We start from the raw sequence: 15,540 nt of genomic DNA, 5'->3' as shown, positions 1-15,540 counted from the left end.
GTATATGAAATTAATGTTGACAACTCTTGCTTTTATTTTTGGATACACTAACTATGGGCAAGTACCATATAATGATATCCCTATAAACGAATTATATCAATGGGAAAAAATAGAACAAATTTTAAAGGAGGCTAAAAAATGACAGTAACCGAAGCCAAAAACCTTATTCATTACGAACACGAATCTGATGACGGACTAGATCTACTCTTTAGAATGAGTGCTGACGTAGAAGAAGAACGAATAACCGAGTTTTTAAAAGCCCTAAAATGTTTAGAAGAGCATTATGCAGATAAATCTGTAATGGAAAAAAAGTTGGTATATCAGCTTTTTAGTATGCATCAAACCTTAAAAGCAAGTAAATGGCATTGGAAAGTAAGTCACCCAAAAGGATTGGATAACAATACCTGTTTTAAAATTTTTGATGGGATCAGGAGTGTTTTTTCAAGATAAATTATAAAAATATATGGCATTGGATTTTCATAAAGCAGCTACTAACGAATACCTATTTGGGTTAGACGATAGCCAATATGCTCATATTGAAACTATTTTAATAGTGTTTAAAAACCAGTCTGGAATTTTGATAGATCCTTATAAAGATACAAAGCTAACGGTAGGTAATCAAAAAGCAATTTTGCGAATTATAGATGATTATATCAATACAACAGACTTAAATATGGACAAGAAAAAAACAGTTGATATTATTGAGTTTAGAGCCTTAATAAACTATTTTTTAGATAAAAAAATTGATATTAAAATTCTGGGGGACTAATGGGTTTTGAATATAAAATCATAGCAAAATTTTCTCAGGAACAAATCGCAGAGATCCAAGATGTAGTAAAAACTATTGACGAATTTGATAAAAAATACATATTCAATAATAAAACATTTTGGGATTTTAGATCCCTTGACAATAAAGGTAAAATGCCAGATATTAGTATTTGCTTTGATAATAATGGGATTTACATTTGTAGATATGGAGGAGGTTACCTTTGGAAAAATTTACAAGAATTAAAAGAATATATAGAGCACAAAAATATTAAATATACCGTATTTGATTATCAGGAATAAAAATCTTTATAATTACTAGAATACTCTTAAATGAATATTGAAGAAGTAAAACATATAAGAAACACTTTAAATATAGGTTTAAGCGAAGCGAAGCAACTGTTGGTAGAAAACGGAACCGTTGCATCTGCCATAAAAAAATGGAAGGATAGACAAGCAGAACTATTAGAAATCGAAAAAAATAAAAAGTACATAGATTTTAAAGACTGGTTTTATATTAAAGACTTCTTTATCGAATGCTCACAGCATTTTTTTAAGGATAAGGATACCATTCCGAATAAAATAAAGCCGTTAACAGAAAACTATTCCAAACAACTTTGGAACCAGCATATTTCCGAAAAACAGCGCCATTTGATGCTGGTAAAATCAGATGATGATTGGAATATTACAAACGTTGAATCTTTTGCCAAAGAATGGAACTGGGGTACAAGTTGGAATGAAGAAGACTATCCAGCTTTTGAAAAAAATGTAAAACATAGACTTGATTGGGACTCCTCTGATATGGTATACTTTTTTTGGGGTAGATATACAGGAGCAGAAACCAATTGGGAAACGGTATACAAATATTGGATTCCGTTTATGTATGAAGATGAAATGAATATTATTCTAAACCCAAAAAGTGAAAAAGTATTGATAATAGGAGTGAGCGGAAGTATTGCCATTGGTGAGAGAACAAAAACCAATAGTTACTAACTGTTAAGTAAATTTATGAAAACAACGATTAATATACTTTAAATAACAAATGGAACAATTAAAAATGGATGAAATAAGTCTGGCAGACTTTAGAATTAAAGAAATTTCACTTGGAGAAAACCATGACGAAATTACAATTGTTTCAGAAGGAGCTATTAGAATAAATGATTTGACAAAATTTAAAGAAACACATATAAAAATAAAAAACTGGAAAAAACTAAATGTTAGTAAATACATAACAAAAGACCCGTCTACCGATGGCTATTATTTGAAAATAGATTGGATGAACAACCTTGAAACATTTGATTTTATTCAAGAAATTCTTCTTAAAGAAGAAACAACACTAGTATTAAATGGGTTTAGTAAAGAAAGTGATGGTTGGTTAACCTATCGATTTGATGAGTTTGAATATGAAATTAAAACAACATAAAAATGACCAATGACGGCAAATATAATCTCTACTCATCTGTTGATTCGATGAATCTAACGCTGTTTGAGCAATATAAATACCTTACAAAAAATGACCCTGATATTATAAAGCTAAAACAACAGGTAGCAGCAATTGTAAAACAAAGAAATTTGTCCTCTGTAATGAATGATACCAAATGGTTAGAATTACAACTAGGGATACAAAATTTACCTTTTCCGCCAGCATATAACGAAAAACTAATTCAGTGGGATAAAGCAAAATTTAGCTTTAAAGATTTAAAAAAAGAACCTGCCTATTTTGGAGATTGGTCCAGTTTCTGGGAAGAAGGACTCCCCATATTTTTTACCATTGAGTGGTTAGAGATAAGTCCAAAATACAGAAAACACCAAGGACACTTAGTACCACCAAAAGTACTAGAAGAAACAGAAGAACTTATTCAATTGCTAAACAATTTGAATATCCCTTTTGATCAAGAAAAAGGTTCTGTAATTATATATGGATATAAGTAAAAACAAAAGACACGACCTTAGTAACGATATTAAAAACGAATGTATATGATTGAAAAATGGAAAGACACCGCTTTTGGTTCTGATTTTGGAGGAGATTTTTTAGAATTGGTAGAAAATATAGCGAATGATACGCTCACTATAGATTTGATTTATGAAAATACCGATCTAAAGAAATATATTGACAATCCATCTTTACTTGAAGAGAGAACCGATAATAATGTAAAATTTATCAATTCGAAGTTTGAGCAATACATTCATTTTGAAGATATAATAATAGGGTTGTCAGTTATAATTGTTGAAGCCCAATTGCATCAAAAAGCAGATTTAACAAAAGCGTATGGAAGTAAAATATTGAAATTTGAATTTAAAAAAAATGAGGTGAAGCCTATTTATGCTGCTTTACAATCCATTTATAACAACCCTGATAAGTATGTGTTGTTTGAAATGTGTATAGAAGAAGAACGAAAGGAAACACTTAAGGATATAAAGGAAATTCTAACGGCCTTTGAGAAAATGGTAAATTAAAACGTATGAACTTTGATTCTTTAAAACAACAAATAAAAAAGGCAACTCAAAATGCATTTTTAGAAAATGTAACTAACTACGGTAAAGACATCTGTGCATTTGCATTGGTAAGTGATGATGGTGCTATGACAGTGGTTCCTTATACCAATACTAGTGCCCATTTGCAAAAAATGCAAAAAGAGGATCCTATATATAAAGAAGTGTATGACTTTGAACCTGCCGAATGGCACACATCAGACGGAGCAAATGATGAGGTAAATGCTATTTGTAAAACCTTAAATAAAGAAGTTTTAAGAGAGGATATAGATTTTGATGCTTTTAAAAATCAATTATTTGAAACCTGTGTACAAGTATTGGAAGAGTTACAGCAAGATAATTTTTTCAAGGATAACTTACAGAAAGACATTTTAGTATTGTTTAGTATTTCTGATACCGATGAACCAGAAGAAAATCTGATAAAATGGGCAAAACGTACCAATACTGAAACGTATGGAGAAGCTTATCAAGCATATCAAAATAAAATATGGTAATATAAAGCAGAGATAAGGAATGATAAAATTTACAGAATGTTTAAACGATACTTGGGATTATTTCTTTTTAACAGATCCATATAACCTTTTGCAATTTAAACAAGAAAATGATTTGTCAGATGACTTATTACACGAATTTACAACCAATGAAAGTGCCGAATTGGCTACTCAAAATGGTGTAATCATCCCCATGAGTTCTGTTAGCAATCAGCCCTATACCATTTTCTTTAATAGCAATAATCAAACTTCAGAATTTGAGAAAGATTCAAGTACTTTATTATTTAAAAAAAGTGGGTATGTGTTGAATGTAATTAATAATGAAATTTGTTTGATTACTGTGCCCTACCTAAAAAATTGGACTATAGAAAATGGAATAAATCGTTTAAAAGAAGCTGTTAAATCAGGAGTTAGGCAAAAAGTAGTTTTAGAAAACGGTTGTTACGCTGTTACTATTTTAGGCGGTTTTACAATACAAGATACCATTGAAGAAGCTACGTTTGAGTTTCAAATCAATCCAATAGCAAAAGGAACACAAAGTAAAGTTACCGATATTGGATTTCCTTATGTAATAGAAAAATAAAGATACCATGCGTACATATCCAGCAATATATCAAGACAAAAGAGGAACAGAAAATGTGATAATTACATCCGATGGTAGCAATATGTTCTTTACGCTAAGAGGAATTGATTTTGAAGGCTCTGATTTTGAAATGTTAGGAGCAGAAGAAATTGATGACGCAAAATTTGATTATGAAATGTTTCAGGATGGATCAGGAGATATAACCAACTTTAACCTAACCATAACGATACCCATACAACTCTTTAATGCAGATACCAAAAACACCTTTACAGAAAACTTAGTAGTGCATATAGAAGTTGGTGAAACTACCACTATTGATGGATTGGATAGCGAACTAACTAGCTTGCTGTTAACGACATCTTTTGGTGAGTTTAAAGTTGAAAAAAAGCTCGAATGGATGGAAGATGCTTTAATTGCATTGCAAAATCAATTACCAAAAAATATTTATTTAAAAACCTGTTTAAGTTGTAAATATTCTAACTATCACCCGGTTGGAAACGGTATGTTTGGTGGATTGTGTTGTTTCAAAAATCACAAAGCAGAGCTAAGACAAATGAACAATAAGTATGATTTAATGAATTTATGGACAGAAGAGAGAGTAAAAAATGAAAGTCTATTTTTTGTACAAGAAACCTTTGATTGTCCAGATCACCAACTCCCTACCAATGAAGATTGGTTTTATAAAGATTGGAGAAAATTTATTTGAAAATGCACGAAACCGAAATAGTAAAAAGTAGTTTGTTTTATAAGGAAATCAATGCCTTATTACGCGATCAGTTTTCGGTAATAAAGCAAAGCATAACTCCTGGATATGAGCAACTATTAAAAGACAGACATTTTGATACCCCTTTACCTATTATTTGCCAGTTTGAATGTGGTTACTCTAACAAGAATCAACAATGGCGATTAGAATTAGATTTTGATGAGTATCAATGGTCTTATAAAACCGTAAAACCTCATTTTTTAAATGCATTAGTATTTATAGAAATAGGAACAGAATTGATTCATTTTAAGTATCAGTTATGCAGTTCTTTTAATGATGAATTAGACCCCATGCAGTCAGAAAAAATCGAACATCAAAAGTTAAATGATACCCCTTTTATTGAAGGAAAAATAAGAGAGCTCAATCAGTTTTTAAAACAATTACCACAACGATTTATTCAAGAAATAGAAAAAATTGATTTTGATGAATTGGAATTTTTAGAAGAGATGGAAGAACTGTATCAAATAATCAACTTACATAAAGTTAAGGATACAAAAGAATTTCATACACGAACCCAATTATTTCTTTTAGACGCAATAGGGTTAATGAGTGTACATATCGATGACTATGAAAAAATCATAGTAGAGTATGCCAGAAAAATGTATGCTAAAGAAATACCATTCTGTATTAATACGCTAAAAAGCTTCCGAATTATTGTAGCAAAAAAAAGGTTCATGGAAGTTAATAGTAAGGAGGAGAGAGTACACGTGTTAAATGCAGTGAATGGATTTTTAACACCGTTTGAGGAATATAATGAAAATGATGAAATCGAAAGACCGTATGAACTTGAATATAAAATTGATGATTTAATGCAAGCAGGATTAGAATGGAAACTGTTAATTCCTTTACTAAAAGAACATTTCCCCGAAATTTAAAGAATAGACCTTAACAAATTAGAATTTTTTAGCGAATGATGAAAATGAATAAAAAAATACAAGAAAAATGGAAACAAGGCTATTTACCAGGTTTTGATTGCATTACTATGGGAGAGGGAGATATCATAATCGGAAATGCATACAGTGCCTACGACCCAAATAATGGAGAAACAAAGCAATACTGGTCTGCGATTTGTGATACCACACTAGAAAGTTTAGAAAAATACAACGACGATATTTGGGTCGAATGTGATATTTTTCATGGCGCATTTGAGTATGAAAATCAAAAATTTGTATTTGGTGATGGAGGCATGGGCAACGAAGGATATGTGGCTTCTACAGCATTAAACGGAGTATTAAACTGGGCAATCTTTTTTACGTTCTCAAACCCAATACACAAAGCAGAGGTAAAAGATCACCACTTAATTTGTTATGGCGATTCGGGAACTATAATAGATATTGATTTAAAAAAGATTACTAAAATAAAAGTAACACAACAAAATGAACGGGAAAGAAAAGAGAAATAATCAACCCTCTGTAGATTTGATTACGCATTATTTTAATAATGAAGTAGATCATATCCCTTTATTAATTGGATTTCTAAAAAATGAAAAGCAATTGAATGAAAATACATTGTTTAGTAATCTTTTTAATTTTAAAGTGAATTTTGAAAGAAATGAAGTAATTATTGAAGATGAATGCAGACTTTTTTTAGCTTCAAATCCAGAAGGAGTAACAAAAATAGCAATAGATAAATTACTAGTTCTATGTCGAAAAAAAATAGACAAATAGTAAAAAAAACTATATCTTGAAGCAAAAGTACCAGTAAAATAATGTATTAAATAATGTCAAAGATTATTGAAAACTATGAGAATAAATTGAATCTAGCAAAAGCTACGCTTAAAGCAGCAAGTATTGCAGTTAGAACATCAAACACAGGTGTAGAATGGGAAGAGTTTAATGCTGCATCTGACGCTTTACTTATATGTGAAAGACATTTATCCGCAGCAAAAAACGAAGAATATGCAGATATTATTGACTTTCCGGTAGCTTGGGATGTAGGTGCTCCATTACCTCATTTGTTTATGAATGATTATAAAGGGTATTTAATTTTTTACGTAAAATCTGTGGATCCCAATTGGGATGGAACTTATACTACTGTAATAGATACTGCAAGTGATAAAATTACCTCTTTAGCTTTGGTAGAATTTGAGCATTGTACATCAGCAAAGTTGGGTTCACCAAATGACGAAGTTTTTGAAGGACATCCGCTTTACGGAAAAGGCTTAGAGCTTTATGCTCCTATGCAAATTATGAATTCGAATTGGATAAAAGAAATTCAGAATATAAATAGTGTACACCGTAATTATAATCCAGAAAACTGGAAAGATATGAAACATTTCTTTTTTGGGTTTCATGATACTACGTTTGAATGTATTGCAGATTCTTTCAAAGTAGAAGTACATCAAACCAGTTTTAGAAATTTACTAAATATAGTATCAGAGAAATTGGTGAATTAATATCACCATGAAACAGCATTCCATCTAGAAAAATGAAATATAATTTAGACTCCATTTTACAACAATTATCAGCAATACAATTTGAAGAAATTGATGGTAATTTCACACCACAAGAATTATGGGAGTGGATGCTCTTTGATCAAGAAAACTCCTATTTAAACGAACAATTACAAATACATCAACCTTCGGGAGTACCTATTCATAAAAGACCTTCTCGGTTAAGCAAAGATCTAATTATTATCGGGGATCACTATTGTTTTATATATATAGGCCACCAACCAGCGTATCACCTACAAAAATTAAAATCTGCCGATGATTTAGCAAATTTACTTCTATCAGAAAGGGGGGGTACCAACTCATTTACAACTGTTATAATCCCTATTGTTAGGGGTAAAGTGACTCCTATTGTAAAAATCCCCAACTTAACATCTACAGAGGTTGATTTGATCAACGAAATACAACAAATTATAAGCAGTCTTCATAATTCAAACTTTAATGAATTAGCAGAACAAGGGCTTATGTATTTAATGAAGTATAAAACCAAAGGAGTGTCCCAACAAAACATGTATAACGCAATATATTTTGTAGCACAAGTATACCAAGAAATGGACTTAGCGTATAAAAGTGATCTGGCAGATGAATTTTTGGATTACATAAGTGGTTACATAGGAGATAAAAAACGTTGGGTGTGGGACAATCCATTATAAATAAAAATTCATGATAATATCAATTAAAGATTTTGTTTTAACAGGTAAGTTCGGTGATATTTCTATTGGGATGAACAAAGACCAAGTAATAGACTATTTGGGAGAACCTTATAAAATAACCAATTATAAAAATGAAAGGTTCGGATTGTATTACAATGGTTTTCGATTTTTGTATTCAACTACCAATAAGATTTACGCAATAACATGCCAAGATTTTAATGATTTTTTTATTGAAAAACCAAATACGAGGGTTTTTGCATTAAACGACGGGGTTGAGGTCGATACATACTTCTTTACGGTTTCTGAACCTATAAAGTATAAAGAAATTATAAATCGTATTAAAATAGAAAATATTAAGTACAAAGAACATCAGGATAAATTTTGGGATAAAATAATTTTTGAGAGTGGCGTTGAGTTTTTATTCAATAATTGGTGTGAGTACCCTGAAGATGAGGACTACGATAAAAATGAATTAGAACTTTGTGGATTTAGAAATTTTCCAATTAAAGAAAAGATTTAGCAAAGCGGGTTTAACTATTTATTACCAAATAATTAGGCGTTTTTTGATACTATCCAAAAAAAAACTAAAAAAAAACTAAAAAAAAACCTAAAAATAAATAGGGTGTTTTATGAATTAACTGTTGTATAAGAAAAGTAATAGACGTTAGAGAACGAAACTAAGCTATATTGTTTTGTTGTAAGGACGGATAGGGATAAAATTATAATTGTGAATACTTATAGAGCAATATTTGATTAAGTAACTAATAATCATTGTTCTATATGGATTTGAATTATTAATTTTAATATATAAACCCTATGAAAACTCAACTTTCATTAATGATGGTACTATTTGTAGTTACCATTGGCTTTTCTCAAAATGATATTTGGAAAAGAACCTCAAATTCTAAAAGCTTACAGAAAAACAAAAGTACAGCAAGTTATTTGCCAGATAATATCCTTTATGAGTTGGATATACAGCAAATGAAAAAAATACTTAAATCCTCTCCGCTCAAAAGTAAATCTAGCAAAAACTCTGGTATAGTAATACCATTTCCAAATGATAAAGGAATAATGGAGTCCTATACAATATTAGAGTCTCCCATAATGAGTCCAGAACTATCGGCACAATATCCCGAGATCAAATCTTATGTTGGATATGGGATTAAAGATCCAACCGCAACAATTCATTTTAGTGTTTCACCAAGCGGTTTACAAACTATGCGTTTATCAGGCAAATCAAAAGCTGTATTTATCGAACCTTATACTACTAATAGCAAAGTATACAGTGTGTATACAAAAGATAGTAAAGTTAAAGAGATAAAAAAGTTTAAGTGTCACACTAAAAATAGTACCACTAGTTATAACCATAAATCATCGGTAGGAGCAAAAAATGCAGACGATGGCATATTACGAACATATCGATTGGCAATCTCTGCGACAGATGAGTATACTGCATTTCATGGAGGAGTAGCACAGGCACAAGCAGCTATTAATGCTACTATAACCAGGGTAAATGCTATTTTTGAAAGGGATTTTTCTATTCGGCTTAATTTGGTGCACACCAAAATTTTCTCAAATAATAGAGAACACCCTGACCCGTATAATTATAATGCACAGACAGGAGAAAGTAATTATTTTGAAGAAATACAGAGAGTGTTAGATGCAGAAAGAATTAATGGTCAACCTGTTAATTATGATATAGGACATCTTTTTGGAGGAGTCGCTTCTAACCAATCTCCTAACGGAGATGGAGCAGGTGCTATAGGTATGGTATGTAATGCCAGAGGAAAGGGAAGTGCGTTTACAACTTCCGGGGTACCAACGGGTGATACATTTGATATAGATTTTGTAGCTCATGAAATGGGACATCAATTTGGAGCAAATCATACCTGGACATTTGGACGAAATGAAGGAACCAATAGACATGTGGAACCAGGAAGTGGTACTACCATTATGGGGTATGCTGGGATCACAGGTCTTAATACAGATGTACAACAGCATAGTGATCCTTATTTTCATGCAGTGTCTATTAAGCAAGTTACAGATTTTGTAAAAGGAGGACAACAATGTGGTACTCGCAGTAATACAGGTAATAATATTCCCGCTGTAAATGCAGGGGCAGATTATACTATTCCTAAAGGAACACCTTTTGTATTAACGGGCGAGGGAAGAGATGCAGACGTTAGGGATAACCTTACCTATTGTTGGGAACAAATGGATGAAGATAATGCAGCAACCAAGTTTCCTAACAAAAATGCAACAACGGGAGTAGCTTTTAGATCCTATAGTCCTACAGCATCCAAAAAGCGATATTTTCCAACATTAGATACTATAAAAAAAGGGAAAACCAACTGGAAATGGGAAGCAGTTCCTGATGTAGCCAGAACCTTAAATTTTAGGCTGACTGTAAGAGATAACAAAGCTGGTGGTGGAGCAAATAGGAGTGATGATATGAGAGTAAATGTTGTTGCAGAAGCTGGACCATTTAAGATAACTACTTTAAACCGTAAGCATATAAGGTTAAGACCTAATACAATGCATACACTAACCTGGGACGTAGCTGGGACAAATAGAAACGGAATAAATGCTGCTAATGTAGATATTTTATTATCTGAGGATGGGGGAGCAACATACCCTTTGGATAAAGCTTTGGCTAGAAATGTTGTAAATGATGGGGAACAGGAAATAAGACTTCCTGAAACATTAGCTAATAATTATAGAATCATGGTAAAGCCGGTGAATAATATCTTTTTTGATATCACCAATGAAAACCTTGAAATCGCAAACTGTATTGATGCAACCATAAGTTTAAGATTAGATAGATATCCTAAGGAAACTACCTGGAAAATTGTAGATAGTAATAATAATATTGTATCAGAAGGAGGTCCGTATAAAGATGATCAAAAAGAAACCGAAATTGTTTTACAGGATTGCTTTATACCAGGCAGGTATACGTTTACTATTAAGGATTCTGCCAACGACGGTATATGCTGTGCTTATGGTAGAGGCTCGTATGCTATAAGATCTGGCGGCAATACATTGATTTCTGGGGCAGAAAATATAGGTAGTTCAGAATCTAAAGCTTTTGAGATTGCTGCACCGGCAGCAGTTGCTGCTCGAAATGGAATTAATAAAGATAAAGTAACCTGGGTATATCCTAATCCAATAACCGATAAAGGGATTTTAAATATCGTTGCCCCTATAAGTAATGCCCCTTTTTCTATACACGATGTTTTAGGACGAAAAGTATCCCAAGGAAATGTGGATAATCAAAATACTATTGATGTAAATTCTCTTAAATTGGGATTGTATATAGTAACGTTGGATATAAAAGGCAAAAAGTATACACACCAGATTGTTAAGCAATAAACTATAACTGTATCATACAGTCTTTATCGTTTGATTTACAATGTCTTGATTTTATTTTTTTAGATATACAAGAGCGTTGATAGATTTTTAATCTATCAACGCTTTTACATTTTTGATACAAGGGTATTTTATACCTGACTTAGTCCGCCATCTACTTCTAGCTCTACACCATTTATATAAGATGCATCTTCTGAAGCCAAAAATAATGCTGATTTTGCTATTTCTTCTGAAGTTCCAAAACGACCTAATGGTACTTGTTGAGCAAAACCCTTACCCATTTCTTCTACAACATCTTGTGGTAGTCCCATTTTTCCATAAATAGGAGTATCTATCGGTCCCGGAGCGATAGAATTAACACGTATGCCTCTGGATTTCAATTCTGATGTTAAAACACGCTGATACGCACGTAAGGCACCTTTTGTTGCAGAATACACTCCTAATCCGTCAAATCCTTTTTGATGAACAATAGAATTGGTGAAAAGAATAGTACCACCATCATTTATATGTGGTATGGCTTCTTTGGTAGCCAATATAGGACCCTTTACATTAGTATTAAATAAAGTATCATAATGCTCTTCTGTAATTTCGTTGGTTGGAGTAGGAGGAGCAATACCAGCATTAAGAAAAAGAATATCAATTTTTCCGTATTTATTTGTTGCTTCTTCAATTAATCTTTTATTATCTGCAGCAATAGACACATCTGCTTTAACAGTAATAAAATCTCCATCTAATGTAGCTGCAACTTCATCTAAAGCTTCTTGCCTCCTTCCAGAAAGTACTACTTTAGCCCCATGTTGTAAATATAATTTAGCAGTTGCTAATCCAATACCGCTATTTGCTCCTGTAATAATGGCTACTTTGTTTTGTAACTTTTTCATTGTAATTGTTTTTTATATTTAGGATTTTTTATTGAAACGATCATTTCAAAATAAGATAAAAAAATTTAATATAAGATCTTGGTTGTTATATGTATAAGGTTTTTAAGCTCTTCTTCGTTTTTGTTTAAAATCCCTATCATTCGTAAGCCTTGTATAGACGAAAATAAGTATAAAGCATATTGATTGGCTGTTTGTTCTTGATTAAAAATCTTTTCCATTTGCCCTTTTGTTACAATATCTTCAAACATAGCGATCATTCTTTCTTGATTTTTTTCCATAAATGATTTTATAGAAATCTCTTGATTAGCCATCTCTGATTTGCAATTTATAACTAAACATCCTTTTCTATCATTATCTGTTATAATTTCATTTAAGTGCAGGCTAAAGATAGTTTCAATTGCTTCTTTAGCATTATATGAATTAGCTAACCCACGACTAAAATTTTTACTATGTACAGATTGATAAAAGGAAAGAACTTCTAAAAACATATTTAATTTACTGCCAAAAGAATTATAAATGCTAGAGCGGTTTAAGGATGTTGCATCTACCAAATCCTGCATAGAAGTACCATTGTATCCTTTTTTATGAAATACTTCGGTAGCTTTTTCTAAAACCTGAACTCTATTAAATGTTTCTTCTTTTGGCATTATCTTATTGAAATGATCGTTTCAAAATTAATAAAATATTTAATTAAAACTGTTAGAAAAATTATAAAATTTATAGAGAAGGGCTATAATCTTATGAGTTGTTTTTAAGTACCATAATAAAACCCCGAAGTATTTTATTGCTTCAGGGTTTTTTAAGTTTTTTATTCAATAATTCGTTTAATAACTCTTAGTTTATGAGTGTGCATGCATTTATCTACATTATAAATACCTGAGTGATCAATACGATCAATACGTACTTTGCCATGTGCATGAATAATATAATTATCCTTCATCATAATTCCCACATGGGTTATAGTTCCCTCATCATTGTCAAAAAATGCCAGATCTCCGGGTTCGCTTTCTTCAATAAAGCTAAGCGCATCCCCTTGAGTTGCTTGTTGGGAGGCATCCCTAAGCAGTTTATATCCATTAAGCTTATATACCATTTGTGAAAATCCACTACAATCAATACCAAAATTTGTTTTACCTCCCCATAAATATGGAGCATTAAGAAATAAGAATGCCGTATTTACAATGTTCTTTTTTTCTTGTTGTTTGGTGATCCTGGCACCCTCATAATGATGATTAAAGAAATCTAATGCTCCCAAAGAAGCCCCCAAAGGTATTGGCATTAATTGGTTATTTTGATAACTTACAAACTCTACGAGATCCCCAACCATAGAGGGAGGGCGTTCATTAAACTCCTTGTATTTTTCTGCGGATATTTCCAAAAATTGTTTATTATCCACCCAACCTTCATAGTTATCAAAAGCTAAACGAATTTTGCTCCATTTTTTACGTTGTTCTAAGACTTTAAAGTGTTCACCATATAATATTTGAGAAACCATTTCACTAGTATCCTGAGGATCAGAACGTAACGGAACAATACTTAAATTACAAATACCGTATTGCATTAATTTTTTTATAGAAAACAGACGATAAAACGCCAGACATTAATTAAAAATATTGATTTCAGTCATCACAATAATCAGATTACAATATAAAGCTTAGATTTTAATCCCTTATTAAGGGTTTAATTCCCGGGGGATCTCGAAAAACAAAATAATATTTTCAGAAACATACCTCGTGAGTTTGCTCACGAGGCTGTTAATTTATCTATGCATTATATAAAAAGATATATTGTTATGCTCGTTCTATAACCATTGCAGATGCGCCACCACCACCATTGCATATAGCAGCGGCACCTATTTTGGCATTATTTTGTTCCAGAACATTAATTAATGTAATCAATATTCTTACCCCAGAACAACCTAGAGGATGTCCCAAAGAAACCGCGCCACCATTTACATTTGTATTGGTATCTGTAAGCCCCAGTATTTTTAAGTTAGCAAGCCCTACTACAGAGAAAGCTTCATTAAACTCAAAAAAATCCACATCATCAAGAGATATTCCTGCCTTTTTTATTGCTTTAGGCAACGCTTTTGCAGGAGCTGTTGTAAACCATTTTGGTTCGTGGGCAGCATCTGCAAATCCTTTAATTTTTGCTAGAGGTTTTAATCCAAGTTCTGCCGCTTTTTCTGCACTCATAACGATTACAGCTCCGGCACCATCATTTATAGTAGAAGCATTTGCTGCGGTAACTGTTCCTTCTTTAGAAAAAGCTGGTCGCAATGCAGGTATTTTATCTAGGTTTACGTTTTTGTATTCTTCATCTTCTGTAACCATAACAGGCTCTCCTCGACGCTGTGGAACAGCAACAGGAACAACTTCATTATCAAATTTACCTTCTGCCCATGCTTTTGCAGAACGCTCATAGGATTGAATAGCAAATGCATCCTGATCTTCTCTGCTAAAACTGTACTCTTTGGCACAAAGATCCGCACATACTCCCATTGCATTTTGGTCATAAGCATCTACCAGTCCATCTTTTTGCATACCATCTTCGAGGGTTTGAGGACCAAATTTATGACCAGCCCTTAATCTTACATAATGTGGTATCAAACTCATGTTTTCCATCCCTCCCGCAACAATAATATCTGCATCGCCAAGGGCTATTGCTTGTGCAGCAAGCATAACAGATTTCATTCCACTGGCACATACTTTATTAATAGTTGTGCAAGGAACATTTTCACTAATTCCAGCAGCAATTGCAGCCTGTCTTGCAGGAGCCTGCCCATTACCAGCCTGCACAACATTGCCCATATATACTTCCTGAACCAATGAAGGGTCCAGATTTATTTTATCTAATGCACCTTTAATCGCAATAGCTCCAAGTTGAGTTGCAGGAACAGTAGATAAACTTCCCATAAAACTACCAATTGGTGTGCGTACTGCAGACACGATTACTACTTCTTTACTCATTATTTATATTTTAAAAGTGTGTGTATTGTTATTTTGCGAATTTAATGATTTTTGAAGTATATGCATAGGGAAGTTGGTAATAAGAATGTTAATCCCGGTTAATGTAATGCTCCCTGATTTTTTAGTA

Annotated in this window: 22 protein-coding genes; 18 read left to right on the top strand and 4 right to left on the bottom strand. The window is 32.2% G+C overall.

The genetic code is table 11. The features are described 5' to 3' along the window. Positions 1 to 4: 4 nt before the first annotated feature. From ACZIYX_RS05515 to ACZIYX_RS05430, 18 genes are all read left to right on the top strand, one after another. Positions 5 to 142: a hypothetical protein gene (locus ACZIYX_RS05515; protein ID WP_462681206.1), complete on the top strand. Its 138-nt coding sequence runs from the start codon at positions 5 to 7 to the stop codon at positions 140 to 142. After that, positions 139 to 450 (top strand): hypothetical protein, encoded by a 312-nt coding sequence (locus tag ACZIYX_RS05510; RefSeq protein WP_462681205.1) that lies wholly within the window; start codon positions 139 to 141, stop codon positions 448 to 450. Before ACZIYX_RS05515 ends, ACZIYX_RS05510 begins: the two co-directional genes overlap by 4 nt. Before the next feature lie 13 nt (positions 451 to 463). After that, complete coding sequence (locus ACZIYX_RS05505) at positions 464 to 769, top strand: hypothetical protein (protein WP_462681204.1); 306 nt, start codon at positions 464 to 466, stop codon at positions 767 to 769. Beyond that, complete coding sequence (locus ACZIYX_RS05500) at positions 769 to 1,068, top strand: hypothetical protein (protein WP_462681203.1); 300 nt, start codon at positions 769 to 771, stop codon at positions 1,066 to 1,068. The genes ACZIYX_RS05505 and ACZIYX_RS05500 overlap by 1 nt, the downstream gene beginning before the upstream one ends. Before the next feature lie 30 nt (positions 1,069 to 1,098). Then, the gene (locus ACZIYX_RS05495) at positions 1,099 to 1,758 is read left to right on the top strand and encodes a DUF2947 family protein (RefSeq protein ID WP_462681202.1); all 660 of its coding nucleotides are present in this window, start codon (positions 1,099 to 1,101) and stop codon (positions 1,756 to 1,758) included. Positions 1,759 to 1,807: 49 nt separating this feature from the next. Continuing rightward, the gene (locus tag ACZIYX_RS05490) at positions 1,808 to 2,188 is read left to right on the top strand and encodes a hypothetical protein (protein ID WP_462681201.1); all 381 of its coding nucleotides are present in this window, start codon (positions 1,808 to 1,810) and stop codon (positions 2,186 to 2,188) included. Positions 2,189 to 2,190: 2 nt separating this feature from the next. Further along, positions 2,191 to 2,697, top strand: a complete 507-nt coding sequence (locus ACZIYX_RS05485) for a DUF6678 family protein (RefSeq protein WP_462681200.1) — start codon at positions 2,191 to 2,193, stop codon at positions 2,695 to 2,697. A gap of 45 nt (positions 2,698 to 2,742) precedes the next feature. Further along, positions 2,743 to 3,222, top strand: coding sequence for an imm68 putative immunity domain-containing protein (locus tag ACZIYX_RS05480; RefSeq protein ID WP_462681199.1), 480 nt, complete (start codon positions 2,743 to 2,745; stop codon positions 3,220 to 3,222). A 5-nt stretch (positions 3,223 to 3,227) separates the two neighbouring features. Beyond that, the gene (locus ACZIYX_RS05475) at positions 3,228 to 3,752 is read left to right on the top strand and encodes a DUF4303 domain-containing protein (RefSeq protein ID WP_462681198.1); all 525 of its coding nucleotides are present in this window, start codon (positions 3,228 to 3,230) and stop codon (positions 3,750 to 3,752) included. Positions 3,753 to 3,771: 19 nt separating this feature from the next. Next, positions 3,772 to 4,332 carry a hypothetical protein gene (locus ACZIYX_RS05470; RefSeq protein ID WP_462681197.1) on the top strand — a complete coding sequence of 187 codons (561 nt, stop codon included), beginning with the start codon at positions 3,772 to 3,774 and terminating at the stop codon, positions 4,330 to 4,332. A 7-nt stretch (positions 4,333 to 4,339) separates the two neighbouring features. Further along, positions 4,340 to 5,038, top strand: a complete 699-nt coding sequence (locus ACZIYX_RS05465; RefSeq protein ID WP_462681196.1) for a DUF6304 family protein — start codon at positions 4,340 to 4,342, stop codon at positions 5,036 to 5,038. A 2-nt stretch (positions 5,039 to 5,040) separates the two neighbouring features. Then, entirely contained in the window at positions 5,041 to 5,970 is a 930-nt protein-coding gene (locus ACZIYX_RS05460) for a hypothetical protein (protein ID WP_462681195.1), read from the top strand. 44 nt (positions 5,971 to 6,014) lie between these two features. Beyond that, positions 6,015 to 6,497, top strand: coding sequence for a hypothetical protein (locus ACZIYX_RS05455; protein ID WP_462681194.1), 483 nt, complete (start codon positions 6,015 to 6,017; stop codon positions 6,495 to 6,497). Beyond that, positions 6,472 to 6,762: a hypothetical protein gene (locus ACZIYX_RS05450; RefSeq protein ID WP_462681193.1), complete on the top strand. Its 291-nt coding sequence runs from the start codon at positions 6,472 to 6,474 to the stop codon at positions 6,760 to 6,762. The genes ACZIYX_RS05455 and ACZIYX_RS05450 overlap by 26 nt, the downstream gene beginning before the upstream one ends. A 53-nt stretch (positions 6,763 to 6,815) precedes the next feature. Continuing rightward, complete coding sequence (locus ACZIYX_RS05445) at positions 6,816 to 7,490, top strand: hypothetical protein (protein WP_462681192.1); 675 nt, start codon at positions 6,816 to 6,818, stop codon at positions 7,488 to 7,490. A 32-nt stretch (positions 7,491 to 7,522) separates the two neighbouring features. Beyond that, positions 7,523 to 8,197 (top strand): hypothetical protein, encoded by a 675-nt coding sequence (locus tag ACZIYX_RS05440; RefSeq protein ID WP_462681191.1) that lies wholly within the window; start codon positions 7,523 to 7,525, stop codon positions 8,195 to 8,197. Between the two features lie 10 nt (positions 8,198 to 8,207). Continuing rightward, positions 8,208 to 8,717: a hypothetical protein gene (locus ACZIYX_RS05435; RefSeq protein WP_462681190.1), complete on the top strand. Its 510-nt coding sequence runs from the start codon at positions 8,208 to 8,210 to the stop codon at positions 8,715 to 8,717. 296 nt (positions 8,718 to 9,013) lie between these two features. Then, the gene (locus ACZIYX_RS05430; RefSeq protein WP_462681189.1) at positions 9,014 to 11,566 is read left to right on the top strand and encodes a zinc-dependent metalloprotease; all 2,553 of its coding nucleotides are present in this window, start codon (positions 9,014 to 9,016) and stop codon (positions 11,564 to 11,566) included. A gap of 128 nt (positions 11,567 to 11,694) precedes the next feature. On the opposite strand, the gene ACZIYX_RS05425 is transcribed toward ACZIYX_RS05430, so the two are convergent. The 4 genes from ACZIYX_RS05425 to ACZIYX_RS05410 form a co-directional block, all read right to left on the bottom strand. Beyond that, positions 11,695 to 12,444 (bottom strand): SDR family NAD(P)-dependent oxidoreductase, encoded by a 750-nt coding sequence (locus ACZIYX_RS05425; protein ID WP_462681188.1) that lies wholly within the window; start codon positions 12,442 to 12,444, stop codon positions 11,695 to 11,697. 65 nt (positions 12,445 to 12,509) lie between these two features. Next, a complete protein-coding gene (locus tag ACZIYX_RS05420) occupies positions 12,510 to 13,091 on the bottom strand; it encodes a TetR/AcrR family transcriptional regulator (protein WP_462681187.1) in 582 nt (193 codons plus the stop codon). A 161-nt stretch (positions 13,092 to 13,252) separates the two neighbouring features. Further along, positions 13,253 to 14,005 carry a C40 family peptidase gene (locus ACZIYX_RS05415; protein WP_462681186.1) on the bottom strand — a complete coding sequence of 251 codons (753 nt, stop codon included), beginning with the start codon at positions 14,003 to 14,005 and terminating at the stop codon, positions 13,253 to 13,255. 229 nt (positions 14,006 to 14,234) lie between these two features. Further along, positions 14,235 to 15,413 carry an acetyl-CoA C-acyltransferase gene (locus tag ACZIYX_RS05410; RefSeq protein WP_462681185.1) on the bottom strand — a complete coding sequence of 393 codons (1,179 nt, stop codon included), beginning with the start codon at positions 15,411 to 15,413 and terminating at the stop codon, positions 14,235 to 14,237. Positions 15,414 to 15,540 lie beyond the last annotated feature (127 nt).

This window comes from Aquimarina sp. (assembly GCF_977115655.1).
This window is presented reverse-complemented; position numbering and strand designations above follow the sequence as displayed.

Coding starts and splice junctions, on each gene's coding strand:
- ACZIYX_RS05430 (WP_462681189.1), top strand. CDS start 9,014: ATGAAAACTCAACTTTCATTAATGATGGTACTATTTGTAGTTACCATT.
- ACZIYX_RS05475 (WP_462681198.1), top strand. CDS start 3,228: ATGAACTTTGATTCTTTAAAACAACAAATAAAAAAGGCAACTCAAAAT.
- ACZIYX_RS05500 (WP_462681203.1), top strand. CDS start 769: ATGGGTTTTGAATATAAAATCATAGCAAAATTTTCTCAGGAACAAATC.
- ACZIYX_RS05455 (WP_462681194.1), top strand. CDS start 6,015: ATGAATAAAAAAATACAAGAAAAATGGAAACAAGGCTATTTACCAGGT.
- ACZIYX_RS05425 (WP_462681188.1), bottom strand. CDS start 12,444: ATGAAAAAGTTACAAAACAAAGTAGCCATTATTACAGGAGCAAATAGC.
- ACZIYX_RS05435 (WP_462681190.1), top strand. CDS start 8,208: ATGATAATATCAATTAAAGATTTTGTTTTAACAGGTAAGTTCGGTGAT.
- ACZIYX_RS05445 (WP_462681192.1), top strand. CDS start 6,816: ATGTCAAAGATTATTGAAAACTATGAGAATAAATTGAATCTAGCAAAA.
- ACZIYX_RS05420 (WP_462681187.1), bottom strand. CDS start 13,091: ATGCCAAAAGAAGAAACATTTAATAGAGTTCAGGTTTTAGAAAAAGCT.
- ACZIYX_RS05465 (WP_462681196.1), top strand. CDS start 4,340: ATGCGTACATATCCAGCAATATATCAAGACAAAAGAGGAACAGAAAAT.
- ACZIYX_RS05410 (WP_462681185.1), bottom strand. CDS start 15,413: ATGAGTAAAGAAGTAGTAATCGTGTCTGCAGTACGCACACCAATTGGT.
- ACZIYX_RS05480 (WP_462681199.1), top strand. CDS start 2,743: ATGATTGAAAAATGGAAAGACACCGCTTTTGGTTCTGATTTTGGAGGA.
- ACZIYX_RS05495 (WP_462681202.1), top strand. CDS start 1,099: ATGAATATTGAAGAAGTAAAACATATAAGAAACACTTTAAATATAGGT.
- ACZIYX_RS05505 (WP_462681204.1), top strand. CDS start 464: ATGGCATTGGATTTTCATAAAGCAGCTACTAACGAATACCTATTTGGG.
- ACZIYX_RS05485 (WP_462681200.1), top strand. CDS start 2,191: ATGACCAATGACGGCAAATATAATCTCTACTCATCTGTTGATTCGATG.
- ACZIYX_RS05510 (WP_462681205.1), top strand. CDS start 139: ATGACAGTAACCGAAGCCAAAAACCTTATTCATTACGAACACGAATCT.
- ACZIYX_RS05515 (WP_462681206.1), top strand. CDS start 5: ATGAAATTAATGTTGACAACTCTTGCTTTTATTTTTGGATACACTAAC.
- ACZIYX_RS05440 (WP_462681191.1), top strand. CDS start 7,523: ATGAAATATAATTTAGACTCCATTTTACAACAATTATCAGCAATACAA.
- ACZIYX_RS05460 (WP_462681195.1), top strand. CDS start 5,041: ATGCACGAAACCGAAATAGTAAAAAGTAGTTTGTTTTATAAGGAAATC.
- ACZIYX_RS05415 (WP_462681186.1), bottom strand. CDS start 14,005: ATGCAATACGGTATTTGTAATTTAAGTATTGTTCCGTTACGTTCTGAT.
- ACZIYX_RS05470 (WP_462681197.1), top strand. CDS start 3,772: ATGATAAAATTTACAGAATGTTTAAACGATACTTGGGATTATTTCTTT.
- ACZIYX_RS05490 (WP_462681201.1), top strand. CDS start 1,808: ATGGAACAATTAAAAATGGATGAAATAAGTCTGGCAGACTTTAGAATT.
- ACZIYX_RS05450 (WP_462681193.1), top strand. CDS start 6,472: ATGAACGGGAAAGAAAAGAGAAATAATCAACCCTCTGTAGATTTGATT.